General features: G+C 36.4%; 18 protein-coding genes. 3 read left to right on the top strand and 15 right to left on the bottom strand.

Annotated features, from left to right (window positions below; genetic code table 11):
• Positions 1 to 188: 188 nt before the first annotated feature.
• From V9G42_13610 to V9G42_13585, 6 genes are read right to left on the bottom strand one after another with little or no spacing between them, the layout of a single operon-like run.
• Entirely contained in the window at positions 189 to 464 is a 276-nt protein-coding gene (locus V9G42_13610; protein MEI2760461.1) for an MAE_28990/MAE_18760 family HEPN-like nuclease, read from the bottom strand.
• A gap of 53 nt (positions 465 to 517) precedes the next feature.
• Entirely contained in the window at positions 518 to 952 is a 435-nt protein-coding gene (locus V9G42_13605; protein ID MEI2760460.1) for an MAE_28990/MAE_18760 family HEPN-like nuclease, read from the bottom strand.
• Positions 949 to 2,037, bottom strand: coding sequence for a DUF262 domain-containing protein (locus V9G42_13600; GenBank protein ID MEI2760459.1), 1,089 nt, complete (start codon positions 2,035 to 2,037; stop codon positions 949 to 951). Before V9G42_13600 ends, V9G42_13605 begins: the two co-directional genes overlap by 4 nt.
• A 10-nt stretch (positions 2,038 to 2,047) precedes the next feature.
• Complete coding sequence (locus tag V9G42_13595) at positions 2,048 to 2,983, bottom strand: BsuBI/PstI family type II restriction endonuclease (GenBank protein ID MEI2760458.1); 936 nt, start codon at positions 2,981 to 2,983, stop codon at positions 2,048 to 2,050.
• Positions 2,980 to 4,566: an Eco57I restriction-modification methylase domain-containing protein gene (locus V9G42_13590; GenBank protein ID MEI2760457.1), complete on the bottom strand. Its 1,587-nt coding sequence runs from the start codon at positions 4,564 to 4,566 to the stop codon at positions 2,980 to 2,982. The genes V9G42_13595 and V9G42_13590 overlap by 4 nt, the downstream gene beginning before the upstream one ends.
• Positions 4,556 to 4,882, bottom strand: a complete 327-nt coding sequence (locus tag V9G42_13585) for a helix-turn-helix transcriptional regulator (protein MEI2760456.1) — start codon at positions 4,880 to 4,882, stop codon at positions 4,556 to 4,558. The genes V9G42_13590 and V9G42_13585 overlap by 11 nt, the downstream gene beginning before the upstream one ends.
• A 166-nt stretch (positions 4,883 to 5,048) precedes the next feature.
• Here V9G42_13585 and V9G42_13580 point away from each other — a divergent pair, with 166 nt between their 5' ends.
• Positions 5,049 to 5,207 carry a hypothetical protein gene (locus V9G42_13580; GenBank protein ID MEI2760455.1) on the top strand — a complete coding sequence of 53 codons (159 nt, stop codon included), beginning with the start codon at positions 5,049 to 5,051 and terminating at the stop codon, positions 5,205 to 5,207.
• A gap of 176 nt (positions 5,208 to 5,383) precedes the next feature.
• Here the strand turns inward: V9G42_13580 and V9G42_13575 are convergent, their stop codons facing one another.
• The 8 genes from V9G42_13575 to V9G42_13540 all read right to left on the bottom strand — a co-directional run bounded on the left by V9G42_13575 (position 5,384) and on the right by V9G42_13540 (position 17,756).
• Complete coding sequence (locus tag V9G42_13575) at positions 5,384 to 6,181, bottom strand: hypothetical protein (GenBank protein MEI2760454.1); 798 nt, start codon at positions 6,179 to 6,181, stop codon at positions 5,384 to 5,386.
• Between the two features lie 523 nt (positions 6,182 to 6,704).
• On the bottom strand, positions 6,705 to 7,742 hold the full coding sequence (locus V9G42_13570; GenBank protein MEI2760453.1) for a methyltransferase: 1,038 nt from the start codon (positions 7,740 to 7,742) through the stop codon (positions 6,705 to 6,707).
• 27 nt (positions 7,743 to 7,769) lie between these two features.
• Complete coding sequence (locus V9G42_13565; protein MEI2760452.1) at positions 7,770 to 8,261, bottom strand: hypothetical protein; 492 nt, start codon at positions 8,259 to 8,261, stop codon at positions 7,770 to 7,772.
• A 54-nt stretch (positions 8,262 to 8,315) separates the two neighbouring features.
• Positions 8,316 to 9,122: an AraC family transcriptional regulator gene (locus tag V9G42_13560; protein MEI2760451.1), complete on the bottom strand. Its 807-nt coding sequence runs from the start codon at positions 9,120 to 9,122 to the stop codon at positions 8,316 to 8,318.
• A gap of 363 nt (positions 9,123 to 9,485) precedes the next feature.
• Positions 9,486 to 12,353: an FG-GAP-like repeat-containing protein gene (locus tag V9G42_13555; GenBank protein MEI2760450.1), complete on the bottom strand. Its 2,868-nt coding sequence runs from the start codon at positions 12,351 to 12,353 to the stop codon at positions 9,486 to 9,488.
• A gap of 53 nt (positions 12,354 to 12,406) precedes the next feature.
• On the bottom strand, positions 12,407 to 14,335 hold the full coding sequence (locus tag V9G42_13550) for a T9SS type A sorting domain-containing protein (protein MEI2760449.1): 1,929 nt from the start codon (positions 14,333 to 14,335) through the stop codon (positions 12,407 to 12,409).
• A 157-nt stretch (positions 14,336 to 14,492) separates the two neighbouring features.
• On the bottom strand, positions 14,493 to 16,961 hold the full coding sequence (locus V9G42_13545) for an AsmA-like C-terminal region-containing protein (GenBank protein MEI2760448.1): 2,469 nt from the start codon (positions 16,959 to 16,961) through the stop codon (positions 14,493 to 14,495).
• A gap of 192 nt (positions 16,962 to 17,153) precedes the next feature.
• Complete coding sequence (locus V9G42_13540; protein MEI2760447.1) at positions 17,154 to 17,756, bottom strand: superoxide dismutase; 603 nt, start codon at positions 17,754 to 17,756, stop codon at positions 17,154 to 17,156.
• Positions 17,757 to 17,984: 228 nt separating this feature from the next.
• On the opposite strand from V9G42_13540, the gene V9G42_13535 reads away from it, so the two are divergent.
• Entirely contained in the window at positions 17,985 to 18,257 is a 273-nt protein-coding gene (locus V9G42_13535; GenBank protein MEI2760446.1) for a hypothetical protein, read from the top strand.
• A 50-nt stretch (positions 18,258 to 18,307) separates the two neighbouring features.
• On the opposite strand, the gene dprA is transcribed toward V9G42_13535, so the two are convergent.
• Entirely contained in the window at positions 18,308 to 19,432 is a 1,125-nt protein-coding gene (gene dprA / locus V9G42_13530; GenBank protein MEI2760445.1) for a DNA-processing protein DprA, read from the bottom strand.
• A gap of 109 nt (positions 19,433 to 19,541) precedes the next feature.
• On the opposite strand from dprA, the gene V9G42_13525 reads away from it, so the two are divergent.
• On the top strand, positions 19,542 to 21,773 hold the full coding sequence (locus V9G42_13525; GenBank protein ID MEI2760444.1) for a TonB-dependent receptor: 2,232 nt from the start codon (positions 19,542 to 19,544) through the stop codon (positions 21,771 to 21,773).
• Position 21,774: the final 1 nt, after the last annotated feature.

Raw genomic sequence — 21,774 nt, 5'->3', positions numbered from 1 at the left:
TTTTTGTCCACCTGTCTTTAAAAGTGCGGTGGCAGAGATTTTTATTTGATTTTTCTCTGTCGGTGCGTCTGCTTTTGGCATATCTTTTTGTTTATGTATTGGCTTAGCTCTTTTGCCCCCGCAGGAACGAGGAGGCAAATGTGCTAAATGCGTGTCGGGACAAAAAGTATGACAAAAATTATGCATGCCTATTTAAAACTTTCCTCTATCGAGGCAATTAATTTTTCTAGCTCTTCCTCTCGCTTTGATTCAAACTCATTTCTTTTGTCAGAATTTGAAACTAAGTAATATTTGTTATATATGTATTCTAATAGCTCTTCCTTGAAAGAATCTATAATTGAAAATACAATTGCCTTTAATTTTTCTATATCCTTTAATGTTAAGGAGAAATCAATCTGAATAGTGTCGTTAAATTTACTACCATGTCCGATTGCATTTCTATTAGCAAGTAGATGACTATTTATATAGTGTTCCCTTGCTTCAAGAGCCTTTTTGTAATTAAGTCCTAAAATTTCGATTATGTTTTAAAAACTTTGGGTTTTAAGTTGGATTCGGTATCAATAATCGTATTATCAAAATCATTATCGGGTCTCACATCGATTTTGAATTTCTTGCTTTCGAATTTAAGAAAGCTTGAAACAAAAGCTATTTCATTTACCAAAGTCATTTTGTCTTTGGTTTCTATACATCTACTTACATGTTCTTTCAAAGCAACAGCTTTGAAATTATAGGACAAGTCGCTAAGTTTTACTTTTTCTTCTGAAATGTATTTTATGTATAGCTTACTACTCTTTTTTATATAACCTTCCCAATGTGCATAAAGCAAAAGAATTAATGACTTAAAAATAGTTTCCTTTTCAGACTCTTTTGCTAACAATAAAAGTTCAGAAATCTCTACTTTTCTCCAAGCAAGATCTTCATCTAATAAATTTTCAAATTGTTCGTACTTCACTTTGAGAAATATTGATTAGAAAATTCGGTTAGTCCTTTCATCCTTGTAATTGCCTTTGTTCCTCTCTCTGAATACTCGAGATACAATGTATCCTTATAAATGTCCTTGATATTCTGAATTAACTGTTCTTTTGATATTGATTTTATTTTATCATAGTTGTTTGCAATGCCTGGAACGATAGCTTCAAAACTTGATTCTACAAAAGGTCCTTCAAATCTATCTTTTGCATCAATGTACTTTTTAAATGAGTCGGCACCGAGTGTTTCATTTAGCAAATCAAATACTTTTTTGAATAATGTAATTTCTGTATCAATATTGAAAGAGTCATCTTCAATTAGTTTTACAGTTTCTTTGTCAATGAATTCACTCAAGTGAGTATAGGAAACTTTATAATTCTCAAATTTTGTTTTTCCATTTTTGGCAATAAAATACCTTAAAATTAATTCCATGTGATGTTCAATTTTGAACTTTTCATCACTTAACGGGAGAGTAGATTTATAATTAGTATATGTTTTTAAATCGTTAATTTTATCATAAAAAGGTTCACTTAGCATGATTATTAAGCAGTTTCTTATTTCTTGAGGCTCTAAATGTAATCCTCCTGTATTTAGTCTTTGAAATAGTTCGTACTGAGCCTGAATGCTATTTTCTGTCAGAATAATATTAATTCCAAATTTTGATCTTTTCAAAATTCTTTTAATGTCATCTGGAAGTGTCAGCCAAGTAAAGCCTTCTAAAGAAGGAAGCTTACGTGTTGTTGTTAGTGTAAGTGGTTCTTTATTTTTTAAATCACCAGTTAATTGCAATATGGATGATATTCGTTGTACACCATCAACAACGCTCCATTTACCACCTTCCTTCTGAGCTACAAAAATTGGTGGAATGGGTATTCCGAGAAGTATAGATTCAATGAAATTGGATTTCTGTTCATCTGACCATCGAAAAAGTCGCTGGTATGCAGGATCTAACTGTAACTCCCCTTCTGTGTAAAGATTCAAGAGTTCACCAATAGACATGCTGTAACTATCTGTTTTTATTTCCTTTCTACCTTCAGAAAGTTCTTTTAGTAATTCTTCTTCTTTCATAATTTTTAATTTACCTCGGCCCCATAAATCTATCGCCATTGAAATGAATCATATGGTCAGGCGTGTCGGCCAGCCATACTTCAGTTTCCCAGGCAATGTTATTGGAGTGTTTTTTAAATTCGGTGAAATCGAGAAAAGCTGTCACATAAATCTTACCGGCTTTACAGCCTTTCAGAAATTCTTCTAGTTCAACTATTCGTTTCGGAGAAACCGGACCATGGGAAGTAACAGCTTCAATAAGGAATAACCAGTTTTTCTTTTCGTCATATATCACAACATCTGGCAATTTACTGTGCTGGTCAATCGGAATTCGCAATTCTTTCAACTTCTTTTCATCTACGAACAAATCTTTTTTCGCGGTGTCGCCTAAATAGAGTACAGAACCACCATTAGCAAACCTTGCAGCAAAATTATGTACTATAGCAGCCTGAACTTCATTGTGCTTTCCTGACGATAGTTTAATCGTTTTGCCATTGCTTAGTTTTACAGGAATCAAATTTTGTTTTCTTTCTTTTTTATATCGTTTCGCTAATTCCCCAGCTTCCGATTTAAATTTTTCAACTGCTTTCTTCCAATCTTTAGTTCCAAATTTTTGAATAGCTTCCAATGCTTCATTGGTAATTGCATAATGAGCATTAGGGCTATTTACCGGAAGTTTCGGATTATCTGGATTGTAGTCGGCAATACGAGCCTGAACGAATTGATGTAAAACCTGTCTGCGGAATGTCTCTCTTGTATTCGGTGCGTATTCTTTTTTATGCACATCGAGAACGAAAGCCATTATACCTTTTGTAACCTTTAAACTTTTTCGTGTCGCTTTACTCCAATTATCGCGAGGCTTAATTCCGCAAAGTGCTAATAACGTGTACGCTGATATTTCATTTTGCTGTGCTGTTGGCAATCCTAATTCTTTGAGTATCTTTTTTGCTTCGTCAAGTTTGCTCATATTATTGCCGGTGTAAATTCAAATTGTTCACTTACCATTTTGTTGGCATTATCTACTGAAAAATCATTAGAAAGAATAATACTATTACCAATTTCTTTTATTGCTTCAAGTGGTGGAAGTGGAATTTCTCTGAGTTCCGTAGCACTTACATTCACATTACCATTGAATATTCTGAAATACGAATCGAATAAACTGCTGTTTAGTAAAGCACAAATCCCAACCACTTCATTTCGTTCTAAATGTCCTTTCGGACGATAGATGTAATTTACTTTGTTTTCTACACCGATATATTCTGCTTCAACAAAATTGCAGAAGTATGGAGCAGCAACCAATCTGCTTTTATCATCCTTAGCACTGAAGCGTCTCAATAGAACGTAGTTTTTATTTGGAATGAGAATAGATTTTGATTCATCGTGTATTTTTACATATTGTCCTTTATCGGGCTTTGGCATCGGCCATTCCAAGACCATTTGCTTTACGTTATGTAGCCAAAAGAGTGGAGCTAAAAATATCGTTCCATTTTGATATGTGTCATGTAAATACTCTTTTGATCTGTACGCAACAACGGGGCCAGTTGAAATCTGAATATTGTATTTATTTAAGTTCCCATTCCAGTTTTTAAAAACATTCAAAATAGCTTCATCTGAATCGCTTGTGGGTAGGTACAATATTTTTTCATTTGAATTGAGGTCAATCAATTCCTTTTGCGCAAAAGATTTGATTATTGGAGAATCAATATCCTTTAATCCATGCGATGAATAAACATTTACTTTGTGCTTCGGATTTGTTTTTCCTTTTCGTGTTCCTTTTATGATAACTGTTTCTTGTAATACCTTATCTCTGTTGAATGTGTCTTTTCGGGAAACAAACAAATGCACTTTATCAATTTCTATTATTTTAAAAAAATACTCACGGAATAATTTGAAGTAACTGCCGGAAGCGTAACTTCTCGGAGTTATGAATATAAGTTGACCGTTTTCTTTTAGTAACCTTGCGGAAATAGCCATAAAAATGGCATAAATATTCGGATGTCCGTTAATAACTGCTTTTGCCGCAACTGCTCTTTTGTCGTCAATAGGCAGTTTGAAGTAGGGAGGATTTGAAACTATTATATCAAACGGCTCGATTGTCTGTGAAAACAAGTTGCCATAATCTGTTAAGCAATCTGCGTTTTCGAGAATGAAATCATTTGTGTGAATATAGATTTTTAATTTGATATTTTTCTCCTTTAACCAACTTCTTAAATAATCTAATGACTCATTTGTATATGGGATTATAGCTTTGTCCGTTTCGTACACTGTCAAATCAACTTCCTTCAATTTGCTATTGTTCTGAACAATAGATTCGAGTAATGCACAAGTCAGAATAGTCGTTCCGCAACCAGGGTCAAGTATTCTAAGAGAACTTTCACCAGATTCTGCAAATGACCCCATCAGTCCGGCTATTTCTACAGGAGTAAAAAATTGTCCGTTTGTTTTTTTATGTTCCTGATTTACCGATTTGGCATAATTCACCCCAAGCCGGTCAGCATAATGGCTCGGCAACTCACCAGTAATTTTTTCGATGAGTGTTTTACCTGCCATTTTTCTTTTTATTTATATAGTTTATTTTCTTCTCAGCTACTTGCATTGCTTTTAATGCTACTTCTTCATCTTGCAATTCGTAAACGAGTTTGTCACTAATGAACGCAATCAAAAATTCATTCAGGTCAACTTTATAAAATTTAGCTAAACGAATGACCTGATCTTTTGTCGGCATTCGCTCACCACGTTCAATTTTGCTTAAAAGACCTTGGTCAATTTCTATTTCCGCAGCAACCTGTCGGAGTAATAGTCCGTTTTGCTCCCTTAGTTCTCTGATTATTCCCGCAATATTTTTCAACTTGAAACGATTTGACATGACATTTAATGTCCAAAAATAATAATTTGAATATTACAGTCAAAGAATAATTATTAACAACATCAGTTTCCCGAGCAATCGGGACAAGTTGTGAAAAAATAATTTCATAAGGTTTCAAATATAAGGAAAAATTAATATGTTTAGATAAGAAAAATTCACAATAACAATGCCCACAGTAATAGAGATCAACTGCGAACAAATCACATTTTCAAACTTAAAGTGTCAGATATACAAAGACAATGAGATTCGATTTATAGATGCTTTTGTAGAAGAGTTTATTACACCCGGCAGGGACGCAAAAGAGCATGACCTGACCCTTATGTGAAGTCATTAATCCCAACTATCTGTGAACCGCTAAGTATGCAAGTGATAAAATTGAGTGAGAATCAATTTTGAAACTTGGGAGCGAAGCTCACGTACGCTTAGTGGTGTGAGATTCCGATAGCTATCGGTTGCACTTCGTCAGTATCTGGAGGAGCCGTCTACTCAATTATAAACAGGCTAAATTTTTATCATTTTTAATGTTTTCTGATCAGTTCTTAAAATATAAATACCTGCTTTCAGATTCGAAATATTTATTGAACATTCTGGCTCAACAATCAGATCATATATTAATGTTCCGTCAATTTGAAATATTTGCAATCGACCTGAATAATTTAGCTTCAGTATATCTTGGACGGGATTTGATGTTAACATTAATTCTGTTGAATTTTTTGACTCATTTATGCCTGTTTCAAAATCGAGTTTTATAGTAATATACCTTTCTGTTGAATCGTTTATTGTAAAAAGATATTGATAATTTGGGACACAGGAAGCAGGATAGACATAAAGGCATTGATATTGATGTTTTAAAATCACCGTAAAAATATTATACATACTATTATTATACATGTCACTAAAATCAGAGTATATTTCAATTGGATAATGTTTTGCATTAATTTTAAAAACAAAGAAAGTACTTGAATCAAGATATGTCACACTTTTCCTAATATCAATTTTCAAATCCATGTCAGAGTTAAAAATAATTCCCGTATTCCAATAGTTTATTGGACAATCCATTGTGTCTGTAACTCTATGAATTGAGCGAATATCGAGAGAGTCCCAATTTAAGCTAATAATATTTTGTTCACCAAGTAATGGGTCTATTCCTATTGTCGCAGATGAATCATTACCGAATAATACAGAATCAACTTTTCCAATGTTGTCGATAACATAAAGTTTATTAGTAAACTCCCAGGTATATTGTCCTTTAGCAAGTAATGAAACAAATATTAAAATGATGACTAATTTTGATTTCATAATTGTTATTTTTTAGCTTGTGTATAACGACCAACGTGTTTGCAGAGGTTTTTGCAGTTTACTGCGAAAAGAGTGAGAGTAAAATACGCCTTTTGCAAACACGAAGTTAGGCGATGCAATCGCCACGTATTTAATAAAAGTGTTAAACGCTGGTCGTTAGGCAATACACGTGGAGTAAAGCCACTGAAGTGGTATACTACGATAGCCCCATCGGGGCGATTGTTTTGCCTAACGGCAGTGTGTGAAAAAATTAATTTCAAATACATGTTCAAATATAGGAATAATGTTGTGTACTTATGATATTTCAAATAGAAATAAACAACCGAAACGCATCAAACCTCTACCATAAAAAACATTAAAAATCAACCCCTAAAAGCAACAAAAACACCAGCAGAAAATACCCGTGTAGCTTGTGTACCGAATAGCAAAAAGCCCTGAAGTTCCACCACCTCAGGGCATTTTTGTAATTGGGCGTTATTCTGTTCGGCTCAGGGCGTTACTTCAATGCTTTGGCTGCTGCTGTCTATTTAAAACAAGTTACGATGCCAAACCCTGGAGCATGCAGTTTTTTCAACTCTGTACTTTTAAAGCCAGCCTTTTTTGTAAAATCGTCTATTTCCTGTTTTGAATAAGTTTTACCTCCGGCCTGATGTAATAAATTTAATGCCATAAAAGAAGTGGTGGCTCTCGACATTTGTGAATTGCCTCCAATTCCTTTTATCTGGTCCAGTATTACGTAAATACCTCCCTCGTTAAGAGATTGGAAAACTTTCTTAGCCAATTGTTCATTTTCAGTTGGATTGTAACCGTGAATGATGTTAAATCCCAGAATAATATCAGCTTGCTCTGGCAATTCATCTTTCATAAAGTCAGAAGGCAGGAAAGAAACGCTTTCAGCAGCATTATGTTTTGTAATACATTCGTCTGCATATTTCTTTACCGGTGGCAGATCAACAATAGTTGCTTTTAACTGTGGATGCATTCGGCAAAGTTCAATACTGTATAAGCCATGTGAACCACCAAGATCAAGTAATTTGGTATGTGTTTTTGCAACAGGAATTTTTTTTGCAACCTCCTTGTAATTGGTGCTTGAAATATCAATCATAGCTCTTGAAAACAATTCCCACTCATATTCAGTCTTTTGTTCCAGAGAATTGGAGGCAGGTCTCTTTCCTGTGCGGATGGTTTCATCTAATTGGAGAAATCCTTTATACATATCATCGTTGAACAATATAAAGTTTCTGAAATTATTTGGTGATTGAGGGGATAGATTTTTATAACCTCTTTTTGTTAAAGCATATTGAGTACCTTTTTTCTGCACATAACCTAATGCATCAAGACAGTCAAGTATTAGTTCGGCTCCCACTTCGCTAACACTGGCTCCTTTAGCAATTTGATTCACATCTTTGAACTCTATGGAAAGCTGGTCGGCAATTTTCAATTTCATTGCACACCCCAAAGCTAATCCCAACACCACAGAATAGGATGAGTCGGCAAATGGATGAGGAATGATGTCATTCGATAAGAGTATTTTTTCAATGAGAGAAAATTTGTAAATCATATCAGTAAATATTTTGACTGTTGTATATTATTTACTTTGCTTACTTAAATTAGTTTTTGTCAATGCCAGTAGCATTAGCATAAATCCCAGAAACATAAATGAACCCCTGATCCAGCTAAGTTGAAGCCATCGTTGTCCCCTTGAAAGCCATTCGGAAGCAGGTACAGAAGTGTTTTGATTACTGCTAATAAATGCTTTTATTTCTGGGATAAAATAGGTGAAGGTTGCAATTAATGCCACAACATAAATACCAATTGCATATACCATATATTTTCTTCTCTCTGTATTTTTCCAGTTAGCGGCAAGGGCTAAAACGGAAAATAAAATAGTAAACGGATGAATCATTTTCCAAAATGCTTCATCTTTTAATGGATAAGGACCATTTTCTAAAACGCTTGATCCTGGAAGATGCAAAAGAAGACTTGGTAAGGTGGCAGTATGTGAATACAAAACACCGCCTACAATACCCGCCCAGCAAAATATTGCAACAAACAACAAGGGTTGACCAGCTTTTCTCATAATTGAGAATTTTAAATACAAAAATGAGTGCCGATAGCATTGAAAAAATTGTATTTAAGGGACAATTTCAAAAATATGACCTTCGAGTTTTCCCTTCCTTTGCCGGTAATCTTTTGGGATTAGATGGCTTAAATCTTTAAACGTTTTAATAAAATGCGACTGGTCGTAAAAGTGGCAGCTATAAGCTATTTCTGTAAGGGTCATTTCCGAACAATGTATGAGGTGTACCGCCTGCAAATATTTTTTATATAGTAATGTTTGTTCAGAGTTCATGCCGGTTAGCTCATATAGTTTTCTAGAAAGTTGTTTGGTAGAATAACAAAACTTACTTGCCAGGTCATGAACCGAAAACTGGGTGCCGATATGTGTCTTTAAAAAAATATCAAAGGCCTTCTCCCGCTCAGTAAGTTTGGGAAGCCTTTGCAAGAGCCATTCCGTAAAAATAGTAACCCTGTCATTAAAACATTTTTGTTCACCTAAGCGATGCCATAGAGAATAAAAAGAAGCATCCACCAGGGTTAAATCCAACATACAGTTACTGAATTTTACCGGATGAAAGTGGAAAATATGTTTTACTGATGCAGGATTTAACACTACACCAAAAAAAGTATGTGTGTTAGCAATATTTAGCTCTATTGGAGAGGTCTGAAAACCCTGTACAAAACATCGCGGAATATTTTGAAATTGATTGTTGATATTGACAAATAATTTTGTTGTTTCAAAACTGAAAATTATTTCCACAAGACCTTTTGGAATAATGGTTTCTCTCAGAGAAGGTTCATTATGTCTGTGAACTTCCCAAAAGGAGCATACAATATCATTGATTAAAAGAGATTGTGGTATGTTGACATTAGTATCCATTTATCTGCCTTGTGTTCATGGGTGTTCAAATGGTTGTTGCTAAGGTAAGCCTCCCGAGCAAACTGGACAAGTTGTGAAAAAAATAAATTCACAAATCATTCCAAATATAAGATAATATTAATAAATTGAAGAATAGAATAAAAATGATAGTAATTACGGACTAATACATCAAACCAGATGAAAAATCAAAAGTCCGTTGGATAATTTCTGACATGCTTTTAATTCAAAATTAGTAACAATAGTAAGACCTACTAAGCAAAAAACAGCAACCGGCTTTAGCAGATTGCTGTTTTTGTTTATGATATTGTTATGCTTTAATAAAAGTGCTTTGTTTTTTTAGAGCAAAAGCACTTTCAGTGGTTGTTAATTCTTTACAAACTTTAAGTTAGTAATTACTCCTTCATGTTCTACCTGAATGTGATAAACCCCTGCATTCAACGATGCAATGTCGAAACTGTTTTCGCCATTATTCAGCATGTAAGTATTAACAACACGAGCGGTCACATCAAGAAGTGTAGCTTTGGTTGTGCCGAATGGATTGTAAATATGAAGTTGATCTGAAACAGGATTCGGATACGTTGAAAGCAATTCATTGTTGTGTTTGCTGATACCTGTAGTGATGTAAACATTTACGGGAACCATATTGCTTTCACAAACCCATGATTCTTTTTCAACCTGCCAGTCGTAGAAGTAATAGTAGTACTGTCCTCCGTTACTAGAGTTGGTGATGGTTAAAGCATCAGCAAGAGAATAAGGGTAGTTAACACCAGAATTGTTGCGTTTGAATTTAGGTGAATCAGTGCCCAAATTTGTTTGATTAACATTAGTATTAGTGCCCAAAGTGTAACCTTGCCCTGGAGTTAACGGAAAGTTGAGAATAACCACTTGAGAATCGGGCACAATATTTACATCTGCATAATTGATTACCGTGGAAGAGGCATCCATCAACTCAAAACGTCTTACGCCTGCAGCATTGGAGAATACCTTAACGGACTTCAAGGTGCAGTTTTTAGTTACATCAAATTCTGTTGTGGCATTGGTGCCGTTGCCCGGATATCCGGAACCATTTCCTGACCATGTGGGTAAGCCAACTGCGTAAATGCCACCACCGAAAGTATCGGTTGCCTGCATATAGTAAGTAGTGTTGGCTGTCAGGAAAGGAGTGGTGTAATTTTGCCCTGTAGCTAATGGCGTACCACCGGCATTGGTAGCATACCATGATATATTGTTGCCACTTGTTGCAGTTAAGTTAGCACTGCCGGCAGCAGTCATGGTTACGTCATTGGCTGTAGGATCAGTCACAGTGTTTACTGTAATGTTAATAGGATCGGAAGTAAATGGCTGACAAATTCCTTGTATGGTTAAAGTAATCGGGCCATTTGTGGTTGCTGTTGCCACTTGTGTGGTATCACCATTTGACCAAAGGTAGCTGTTCAATCCCGGAGGGCCTTGAATTTGTACACTGCCGCCATTACAGAAAATAGTTTCGCCAAGCGCTGCAATAGATGGTGTTTGATCGGGTGATGCAATAACAACTTGGGTGGCGGATGTGGCACTGCAATTGTTTCCGACTTGTGTGATGGTTACATAATATTCACCGGTTTGCGTGATCGTTATTGATTGTGTTGTACTACTGTCGCTCCAGAGGTAATTATACCCGGCAGGAGCCGTTAATGTTAAAGTTTGTCCGGTATTGCATAACACCAATGGTGCCGAAGCAGTAACAATTGCCTCAGGTGAAACACAATCGTTTTCTTTAATTGATAAAAATTGATTGACAGAAGGATTGTTGATGGTTTGACTGACACCACTAGGCCATTTAATTACTACAGAATCAATGGATGTTGCTGTTCCCAGACCAAAATGTAAAGTTGCACTATTGTTGGTGCCATAACTTTCTCCTGCCCGAACTTCGCGCAACTGAACGCCCCATGCACCATAAATAAGAGCACGGGCACCAATGGCATCTTTATTGGAGGTATTTCCTTCAAGCACCACATTAAAAAAGTTGTTGGTAGGTAATCCTGCTATGCCGTCAATAATATTTTGTTTGCTGCCATTGTTAATCCATAGTACATCATCTACTGAGGTGGGTGTAGTGTAGATAGCAGCATAGCTTGCCATTATGTCAATCCAACCATCGTGATTGGCGTCTCCAATCGCAAACGACTCCATGGCATTGTTATTAAACAGACCTTCAATTTTGGTAAAGGTACCATTGCCATTATTTCTCCAAAAACGGGAATTACTTCCGGTAACGAAAATGTCCACAAAGCCATCGTTGTCAAAATCTTCCATCACACTTTCAATGGGTGTAATGTCTGAAACATAGAATCCTGTTGCTGCGGTAATATCTGTATAAACTCCTGTACCGTCATTCTGAAAAATCTGACTGTCGTGGTCGTGATTGGTAATCATTAAATCGAGGTCGCCATCATTGTCAATATCACCAAAAGATGCTGTCCATGTTTGCCAGCCGATGTTGATATTGTAAGCAGCAGCATTTTCGGTGAAAGTGCCATTACCGTTGTTTACAAACATCACGTTAATACGTCTTGGGTCATTAGGATTCTGAACCGATTGACGACATTTTGCAATATATAAATCCAAATCGCCATCATTGTCAAAATCTGTCCATACGCTACCATAGTTCCCTGAATTGTCAGAGCCGTTTGGTAAATTGAAATTGATGATATTGGATTGAGTGGTAAAGTTTCCTGCACCGTCATTGAGGTAGATGTGACTGGCAGCATTGTCATCACAGGCAAAAATGTCAACCCAGCCATCATTATTTATATCGGCCATAGTTAAATTTTGCAAAAAGAAGCCAGAGTTGGCTATTGTTGTTTTTGTGGCTCCTGTTCCGGTGTTGTTGGTTTTAAAAATTGTAATATTAAATCCGCTGCCACCAGCAACTACATCTTTATATCCGTTTTTATCAAAATCGGCTACAGCCATTGCCCATGCATTGTTTGAAATAGAACCTAAGTAAACTCTTTCAAACTGCTGATTACTTTTTTGAACATCAACATAACATTGTTCTGCATTATCTAATCTGATAATATCGTCTAATCCATCGTTATTCCAGTCAACAACAGAAACGGGGCATCCGCTGTGAAAGGCAGGAGATGGAAGCCTGCTGTTACTATTGCTAAAAGATAGCTGCGCATTGGAGAATGCGGGAGTAAGCCCAAGCAGACAAAATAGTTTAGTGTAAAGTTTATTTTTCATATTCATTGATTTTCAAAATTTAGTGTATAATAAATTATTAAAATACTGAATCCTTAAATTTTTAAAATTTTATAGGACATAATTTTTCCATTGATGTTTATTCTGACAAAATAAATTCCTCTTGGTTGGGGCAGATGTAGTTCCAGTGTATTATTTTTTCTTTCGGTGCTGAAAATCATTTTCTTTCCATTCTGATCAAAGACTTCAAGTTGAAACGAACGATATCCCAAACCATTGATTTGAATTTTGCCGTCAGCAGTAGGATTGGGTGAAAGAGTGATTGATGTAAATGGCGTTTCTTTTACACCGGTAGAAATATTCAACAGGGTGTCGGCATCCACTTTAACAGGGCTTTTATCTGCATTGGCATACATTGACAGGAAAGTATTTATTTCAGGTGATGAATAAGTACTCATATCATTTAAAAAAGCAGGTGGTAAGGTTTGATAGTACACAGCAGTATAAACATTGATGGTGCCACTGTAACTATTCAATGGTATGTGAAAATGTACAATATCATGTCCTGAACCTTGTACGGCTCCGCTCTTATTGAAGTCTGCATCAGTCAAAGCATTTCCCACAATTTTACAAGTATCGTAGGCATAGTGTTGTGTGGTAAACCCGGCCGGTGGAATACGGTTGTCTTTCAAAGGTGCGGCTGCACGTTCCAGCACAGTTGTTACATTGCTGTTAACATCACCCATTACCATTTCATAAATTTGATTCTGTGTGGATGAATTAATGATATCATGATGTTGTTCAAAGGGGGTAGAAATATTTTGCACCTCATAGTTCTGGTCAAATAAACCTGAAGTAAATAAAGTGTCGCCATTGGCTTTGGTAACAATCATCTGTAGTACAGCTCTTCGCGAAGGGTAGCCACTTGGAAATTTATGACCGGCTTTGTTAGTTAGGTTCACATCTATAAAAGCAGTATCGCTAGTGATGTTAACTAATGATGCTTGTACGTTTAACGACTGTGTTGTTAACATTCGTGTTATGGCTGCCAGAGTTGAATCGAAATTAAAGTCCGGAGCAGAAACACCTAAGGTGGTTTTATTTTGTTTTATCAGTTTTACCATAAAGGAGTTGGCGCCTGCAAACTGGTGCAGATTAAAGGGCGTTCGTCCGGGTAGTCCAATATTACCGTTGGCCAAAATCACGGCATCTTCTATCTGAGGCATGTGGCATGTTTGGCATGTGGTCGGCTGCGAAGGGTAGGTAGAGTTTAACCATTCATGATAGGTAGCCTGCTCAATAAATGTTCCGCCTGTGGGTGTTCCGTTTAAATCAACAGTATTGGAGAGTAGGGTATGACAAGGCGAACAAAAACGACCTTCACTAACATGGTCGCTGTGAACGGGTGTCATTCCTACATAAAGTTGCATTGGTCCGGCAACAGGTGATGTAAAAGGGCCGTAAAGAACTTTATTGGTATCATAAGGAATCTGACCGGTAAAAAGCTGACCTAAACTACTACTATCACCTATTGCATGACAAGCCGTGCAGCTAACGCCAGAAAGCCCGAGAGAGTCTCCCAATAAATCAGCCATTACATAATGTTGCTGACCTTTAAACATTGCCGAATAGTGGCCGGCCGGGGCATGGCATGTGATACAAAGATTTTGTAATTCTGTTGAATGCGCAGGGTTGGTAAGTATTTCATGGCTAACCTTGGCTCTCCAAAAGGGGTCAACGGCAGAAAGTCCCATCATGGAAGTTTCCCAATCGTCATAAAGGTTAACATCTTGTCCATTGCCATCTACATTGGCTATTCCTAAGGTATCAAAACCATGACAGCCTTTGCAGTTTTCAGGAGTTAGAAAATATTCTCCCGGTGCGATGGGTGTCATGTGTGTTTTAAAAAAATCCAGCTCATCAGCAGAATGATAGGCTAATACTTTTTGTGGAGCAAATGGTATAGCACTAATTGCAATAATAGCAGCAGATATAAAAACTAAAACAATGATTTTATTTTTCATGACAATTTATATCCTCAAAGTAAAAAAACTATTACGGCAATAATATTAATTTTTTTTGATAGGCAGGTAGGGAAATCTTTGGCAAAGTGGATATTTATTAACGCCAAATGGCCTAATTGAGCAGTTAACTTCTGACGTTAAAGGCAGTAACGATAGTCTAGTTGTCGTAATCAATCTCCAGCTCTTTCTTTTTTTGAGGTGGCGGCTCAGGGGTGGTTTTTTTACCGGTTATTTCTTCTTTCAGAATTTTCAGAAAATCATCCTTGCCGGTTTTTACAGATTCAGTAATCTTTTTTTCAACCCCTTTTCTGTCATAGCTGAACTTGGGGTTATCCAACGGTCCTTTCATTGTCAGAAAAAGATTCAGTCCACCGCTACCGTCATCTTCAATGGTGCCAAATTCAGTGTTTAGTTGCCGCACTTTTTTGCCGAGCAGTTGCGAAAGCTTCATTTGTATTTTATAGTCAACAAAATTGTCAAAACTATGGGTGCCACTTATGGTCATGTTCATGGCAGTGGAGCGAATATCCATTGTGGGGATAAATATTTTTTGCTCATTAATGCGAATCGTATTTTGAAGTTTGCTGAAGCGTACATTTTGAAGGTCGCTGCCTTTGACAAAACGCGAAAGTTTGAGCATTGGCTTAAAATCAATAAGAGCACCGTTATTAATAGTTAGGTCTGCAGATGCAATTGTGCGGCTGGGCTTCACGTCAAGTTGCTTTGTCCAATAGGTAGCAAGTTGTACGGAGGCAGTTAACATTCCTCTGATATTTTTATCAGTTAACAGTTGTTGTCCGAAATTGCCGGTTTCATAAAAGAGCTTTTCAATATTTATGGATTCAATTTTGGCATCACTTGAAATGTGAACTTCGTCTTTAAAATTGGTGTTAATAATACCATCAAGTGTTATATGACCCTCCATGGCATTAAAGGAAAGTTGTTTTGTATTTAAAATTTTATCTTGTAATGCTATGTTTCCTGTAAGGTTTTTAGCATTGAATTTTCTGAATTTTACCTCATCGGCACTTAATGATGCATTCAGATTGAGATATGCTGGCAAATCAAAATCAGAAGTGTCGGAAGATTGGTTTCCTGCCAACAATTCACCGGCATCTAAAAAATGACTTTCAATAATTCCGTTAATGGTAATGATTTGGTTATCGCGAAAAATGTAGTTATAGAAATTAAGTATGTTAGCATTGATGATAACATCGCTTTGTCCCGCAAGAATTTTTAGAGATTCAACTTTTACATCTGCATTATTAAAATAAATTTTACCACTAATGCTATTAACTGTAATGTTTCTTTTTTTAAGTTTAAATTTCAGATTGTTTAATGTGAGTGTCCCATTTGACCTATAAGTTTCTTTCTTATCGGCTTGTCCATTTATCTTCCCATGAAGTGAGATAGAGCCTTGTTGCTCTTCCGTAAAGTCAGCGGGCAAATAACGACTTAAACTTGCAAGACTAACGTCTGCATCTAACTGTATGTTGAAATATGGATTTTTAAGATTTTCGAGATACACTTCACCTTTAATTTGCTTTCCTTCAATATTGGCCAGAATATTTTTAAGACTCAAAACACTGATATTCTTTCCTGATTTACGATTAGAATAAAATCCTTTTAAAGCAACATTCTTCAATGCATAATTTTCATTGTCAGGAATAATATCTGTTTTGTCGGTGCCGAAATTAATTTCAATGGTTGGCGATTGTTTTGATGATGCAATGCCATAGATATGCGTATCAAAATTTATGTTTCCATGATATCGGTAATTTAAAATTTGTGGTGCAACCCAATTAGAGGGTAAAATGGAAAGTAACGCTGCTGCATTTGCCTTTGTGGAAGTAAAGTTAAGATCGAGAAAAGTTTCATTTCTTTTTTCAATTTTTCCTTTGGCTTTTATGTTTAAATTGGCAAGTTGAATTTTTAAATCATTAAAGGCATAAATTTCATTACGTAGGTCAACCGAAATCACTCCATTAAGTAGAATGGGCTTTTGCTTGATGTAAGAAATGTTTTCATGCCGAATAACTTCAGCAAACAAGTCGGCCTCTGTTTTAAGCTCAAAGGTTTTGTTCTTAAAATTGCCTGTAGCAAGACCTGTATTTAGATGAGTTTGTAAAATAAAATCTGACGATTTATTTTCAATAAGAAGATTAACATTTGTTAGATAGACTTTTTTAAAATCAGCAGCAAAAGTGTTATTGGAGTCTCCTTGTTTAAAAATCTGATCGTTTTTTTGGCCTTTTTCATTGGTAAGTATATTTAATTCAGCATCGGTGATTTCAATTTTTTTTAATTGTGTGGTTGAAGAAAAAAGACTTGAAATACTTAATACCAGATCAATTTTACCTGCTTTTAACAGATGACGTTCAGCATCTTTCAAGGGATTGCCTTTTATGACAACATTTTTAAGTGTAAGCGAAGCATTTGGGAAAAAACGAAGTAAAGAAAAATCAATTTCACTAACGGTTACAGGTGTGTTGAGGGTATTATTTATTTCTTCTATTACAGATTGTTTGATTTTATCCTGTAATAAGACAGAAAGCCCCATTGTTATGAGTAGTAGCGCCAAGCATGTCAGCAGTAAAAAAACAAAGTAACGCAGATACTTATTCATATCCTCTTAAATCGTAGCAGCTTTTTATTAAGTAATGATGGTTGATTTATGTTTTGCAAAGTAATTTTATTGACACATAGTAAACTGTAAAAAAAGAGGTTTGTTATAGGGAGTTTTAAACTTTTAATGTGAATTAAAAAAGGCCGCCTCAATTGAATGAAGACAGCCTTTTTAAATTATTTAAACCGGAGTTTATTTCTCGAAGCGTTTTGTCACTTCATCCCAGTTAACCACATTCCAAAAAGCAGAACAATAATCTGGTCTGCGGTTTTGGTAGTGCAGATAGTAGGCATGTTCCCAAACATCAATACCCAATAAAGGTGTACCTTTTACTTCAGCAATGTCCATAAGTGGATTATCCTGATTGGGTGTAGAACAAACTTCAAGTTTGCCAGCGGCATTTTTTATTAACCATGCCCAACCAGAGCCAAAACGTGTTGCTGCAGCCTGATTAAATTTAGTTTTAAATTCGTCAAACGAGCCAAAAGCACTATTAATTGCCTCGGCTAATTTACCTTTTGGTGCACCACCTGCATTGGGAGCCATAATGGTCCAAAACAGTGAGTGGTTGTAATGTCCGCCACCATTGTTGCGGACTGCCATTGAAAATTTTGAAATATTTTTACAAATATCATCAATACTCATTTTTTCCGCATCGGTACCGGTAATGGCATTATTAAGGTTAGTTACATACGCCTGATGGTGCTTGCCATGGTGTATTTCCATGGTGCGTGTATCAATATGTGGCTCTAACGCATCGGGTGCGTATGGTAGTGGAGGGAGTTGAAAAGACATAATATTTAATTTAAATGTTAAGCAACAAAGGTAGTGAAATTAGATGCCATTAGTGCAATATGAACTGTATTTTCAGAAGAATTACATAGTGTAAAATAAAGCGATATCCCATTCAATTTCATAAGTTATTGAAATACAGGTAATAAAAATTTATAGCTTGACTTAATTAACAGAGGTAAAGCAAGTTATATTTGCCGCTCAAATTTCAAATCAATTAATTACAAAACAATGAAAAAAGTTCTTGCCTTAGTTATGGCTGCCGGAATGTTCAGCATCGTAGCATGCGGTCCTTCTGCTGAAGAAAAACAAAAAATGGAAGAAGCTGCTAAAGCTGCTCAGGATTCAATTGCTGCTGCTGCTCAACAAGCTGCTTCTGCTGCTGAACAAGCTGCTACTGACGCTGCTCAGGTTGCTACTGACGCTGCACAAACTGTAGATTCAACTGCAGGTGCTGTAGTAAATCAGGCTACTGAAGCTGTAAAAGAAGCTACTTCTAAGTAATCAGCTCCCATTTTTAGAAGATACGGCCCGCTCTTGCGGGCTTTTCTTTTTTATATTAAATCGTAAACTTTTCCCGGGTAGTTTTTAATCACACCTTTCAGTTCGAGGTTGAGCAGCAAAGAAGGTATTTTATTTAATTTAATGCCTGACCGAAAACAAATGGAGTCAATATCGGCTTTTGAATTTTCTTTTAGGAAGTCAACTAATAGCTGCTCATCGGCAGAGAGCTCTTCAAAAAGTTTTGCTTGTTTGGGTATCGATTTATGCTCTTCCTTATCCCAACCCATCAAATACTCAATATCTGCCAAAGACTGAATGAGGTTGGCTTTATTATTTCTGATTAAGGCATTGCATCCTTTTGAATACTCTTTATCAATATTACCGGGAATAGCAAAAACATCTCTGTTGTAGGAGTTTGCTAATTCTGCAGTAATCAGGCTACCACCTTTGGTGCCGGATTCAACTACAATAACAGCATCGGCCATACCTGCAATGATTCTGTTTCTTCTGGGAAAATTTTCTTTATCTGCTCTGGTTTTACTCATAAACTCACTCACCACAGCACCAGTAGTCTGCATTTTTTCTGCTGTTGATCTATGTTCTGATGGGTAAATGGTGTCCAGTCCATGAGCTACCACTCCCGTTGTAGGTATATTGTTTTTCAGGCTTGCTTTGTGTGCTGCAATATCAATACCATAAGCCAATCCACTAATAGTCATAATGCCTTTTAGCGCTGCCATTTCACCAATCAGATTTTCTGTAACCATTTTGCCATAGTCTGTAGCATTTCTGGTGCCGACAAATGCAATACATTTTATAGGGTTGAGGTTTGCATTGCCTTTAACATAAAGTAATATTGGCGAATCATTACATGACTTCAGTCTTTTTGGATAATCATCAGAGGTGAAAAATAGGGGTTTGATTTTATTTTTTTCAATGAAACATATTTCTCCTTCTGCTTTTTTCAGTGCTTCTACTTTTCCTTTTTTTATTTTTTCTGCAACAACCTGCCCTACATTCGGTATTTTAAGCAAAGCTTGTTGCTTTTCGTTAAAAACAGCTTCAGCACCTCCGCAATATCCTACAAGATTTTTTGCAATGACATCACCCACACCGGGCAACAAAGACAAGGCAATTTGATAGACTAAATTTTCTGTTGTTAATTTATTTTCCATTGTAATATATTCTGATTTGAAGGAATATTTTAGGTTTGTACCCAATCAATCAGAATTTGCAAAGAAAAACATGTTTGCCAAGAAAAGTATTTTGTTTATAATTTTTTTCATGTGTGTATTACTTTCCGCTAATGCACAGCAGTATAAAGTTATTGGGAAGGTTACCGATGAAAGCAGTGGATTGCCGGGCGTTGCCATTTATACTGATGAGAATCATGCAACCACTACTGATGTTGATGGTAATTTTCAACTACCATTAGAAAAAGGAAGTTGGGTGCTGAAAATGAGGCTGCTGGGATATGAAAATTATGAGAGGGCTATTCAGGTTGATACAACCATTGAAAACCTGCATGTAAAGCTAATTCCATTAAGAAAGCAACTGCAGTCGGTGGTAGTCAGTGCCGGAAAGTTTGAACAAAAACAAGAAGAGGTTACGGTATCTATGGAGACCATTAAACCTAAGAGTTTTGAAACAACCGGTGACAACAATGTAGAAACTGCCTTGGAACATGTGACAGGGTTGAATGTAAATGACGGGCAAGCAAATATTCGTGGAGGGAGCGGATTTAGTTATGGTGCCGGCAGCAGGGTGTTGGTGCTGGTTGATGATATGCCCATGTTGAGTGCCGATGCCAACGATGCCAAATGGAGTTTTCTGCCAATAGAAAATCTGGAGCAGATAGAAATTATTAAAGGGGCATCTTCGGCACTTTATGGTTCTTCTGCTATGAATGGCGTCATAAACTTCAGGACGGGATATGCTAAATCGGAACCAATAACAAAAATTGTTCAATATAATGGAATTTATGACTCTCCTCGAAGAAAAGAGATAAAGTGGTGGGGAAAAGCCACGCAAATGCTCAGTGGAGCAAATATGTTTCATTCACAAAAGTTTGGTCAGTGGGATTTTGTTGCCGGAGGACATTACCTGCTGGATGAAGGATTCAGAAAGGGAGAAACAGAAAAAAGAGCGAGAATTAATATCAATACCCGTTACAAATTTCCAAAAATTGAAGGGCTTGCTGTTGGCGTTAATGCCAATTATATGGAGTCTTTCGGAGGTTTGTTTATTATCTGGAATGATGATACTACAGGAGCCTATATTCCCAGTGGTGGTGTTGATGACTCCACTTCTACACTGAGCAATTACCATACAGTACGCTACAACATTGATCCATTTATCACTTACCATCATAAAAAAGGTTTTAGTGCAAAGTGGCGTTCACGTTATTTCAGAACATTAAATTATAATGATACCGATCAGGAAGCATTTGCCGATTTGTATTATTCTGAAGTACAATTACAGCAGCGTTTTGAGAAATGGAATCTGGTGCTTACCGGTGGAGGTGTAGTTACTGATGGTGGTGTGCGTAGTGACCTATATGGAAGCAGAAAAACATATAACAAAGCATTATATGCACAAGCCGATAAAAAGTTTTTTGACAGATTAAATCTTTCATTAGGCTGGCGATGGGAGCAGTTTCGTTTCCGTTACAGCAAAGCCGAATCCAAGCCTGTAGTCAGAGCCGGTGTAAACTTACGTTTATTACGTGCCACGTATTTGCGCAGTAGTTATGGACAAGGATACAGATTCCCATCCATTGCGGAAAAGTATGTTAAAACCAGAGTCGGATCAATTGTAATTTATCCAAACGATTCAATATTTTCTGAAAGCGGATGGAGTGCCGAGATAGGGTTGAGGCAGTTATTTGCTGTCGGCAAACAATTTTCAGGATATGTAGATGCATCGGTTTTTAGAAGTGAGTATAAGAACATGCTTGAGTTTGCTTTCGGAAGTTATGGAGATCCATTCAAAGATCCACTTTTTGGACTTGGATTTAAATCATTGAACATTGGTAATACACGTATAGATGGAATGGAGTTTGAACTTGGTGTGCAGGCAACAATTCTTAAAAAAATCAATCTTCAACTGGGTGGTGGCTACACCTATATTGATCCAGAATTAACTGACTTTGACTCATTGAAGGCATCAACAGGTACAGTGTCTTTTAACTTTCTTAAGTATCGGTACAGAAATTTGTTTAAGGGTTATGGAAGTGTAGGTTATGGAAAAATTTCATTAGCGGTGAATTGCCGATACAATAGTTTTATGGAAAATATTGATGTTGTATTTAATGAATTGCTTCCGGGGGTTAAAAGATATCGTGCCGAACACGATAAAGGTGATTGGATTTATGATGCAAACCTAAGTTATAAACTCAATCCTCAAATGGCGTTTTCTGTTATTGCAAGAAACTTGTTCAATCACGAGTACTCCGGAATACCATCACAGCTTGAAGCACCACGAATGTGGCTTTTTCAAATCATTATTACACCTTAAT

It is taken from the genome of Bacteroidia bacterium, from assembly GCA_037045145.1.
GTDB lineage: Bacteria > Bacteroidota > Bacteroidia > AKYH767-A > OLB10 > OLB10.
The sequence above is the reverse complement of the archived record's forward strand: the minus strand, read 5'-3'. Positions and strand labels throughout refer to the sequence as shown.

Coding starts and splice junctions, on each gene's coding strand:
- V9G42_13600 (MEI2760459.1), bottom strand. CDS start 2,037: ATGAAAGAAGAAGAATTACTAAAAGAACTTTCTGAAGGTAGAAAGGAA.
- V9G42_13595 (MEI2760458.1), bottom strand. CDS start 2,983: ATGAGCAAACTTGACGAAGCAAAAAAGATACTCAAAGAATTAGGATTG.
- V9G42_13590 (MEI2760457.1), bottom strand. CDS start 4,566: ATGGCAGGTAAAACACTCATCGAAAAAATTACTGGTGAGTTGCCGAGC.
- V9G42_13585 (MEI2760456.1), bottom strand. CDS start 4,882: ATGTCAAATCGTTTCAAGTTGAAAAATATTGCGGGAATAATCAGAGAA.
- V9G42_13580 (MEI2760455.1), top strand. CDS start 5,049: ATGCCCACAGTAATAGAGATCAACTGCGAACAAATCACATTTTCAAAC.
- V9G42_13575 (MEI2760454.1), bottom strand. CDS start 6,181: ATGAAATCAAAATTAGTCATCATTTTAATATTTGTTTCATTACTTGCT.
- V9G42_13570 (MEI2760453.1), bottom strand. CDS start 7,742: ATGATTTACAAATTTTCTCTCATTGAAAAAATACTCTTATCGAATGAC.
- V9G42_13565 (MEI2760452.1), bottom strand. CDS start 8,261: ATGAGAAAAGCTGGTCAACCCTTGTTGTTTGTTGCAATATTTTGCTGG.
- V9G42_13560 (MEI2760451.1), bottom strand. CDS start 9,122: ATGGATACTAATGTCAACATACCACAATCTCTTTTAATCAATGATATT.
- V9G42_13555 (MEI2760450.1), bottom strand. CDS start 12,353: ATGAAAAATAAACTTTACACTAAACTATTTTGTCTGCTTGGGCTTACT.
- V9G42_13550 (MEI2760449.1), bottom strand. CDS start 14,335: ATGAAAAATAAAATCATTGTTTTAGTTTTTATATCTGCTGCTATTATT.
- V9G42_13545 (MEI2760448.1), bottom strand. CDS start 16,961: ATGAATAAGTATCTGCGTTACTTTGTTTTTTTACTGCTGACATGCTTG.
- V9G42_13540 (MEI2760447.1), bottom strand. CDS start 17,756: ATGTCTTTTCAACTCCCTCCACTACCATACGCACCCGATGCGTTAGAG.
- V9G42_13535 (MEI2760446.1), top strand. CDS start 17,985: ATGAAAAAAGTTCTTGCCTTAGTTATGGCTGCCGGAATGTTCAGCATC.
- dprA (MEI2760445.1), bottom strand. CDS start 19,432: ATGGAAAATAAATTAACAACAGAAAATTTAGTCTATCAAATTGCCTTG.
- V9G42_13525 (MEI2760444.1), top strand. CDS start 19,542: ATGTGTGTATTACTTTCCGCTAATGCACAGCAGTATAAAGTTATTGGG.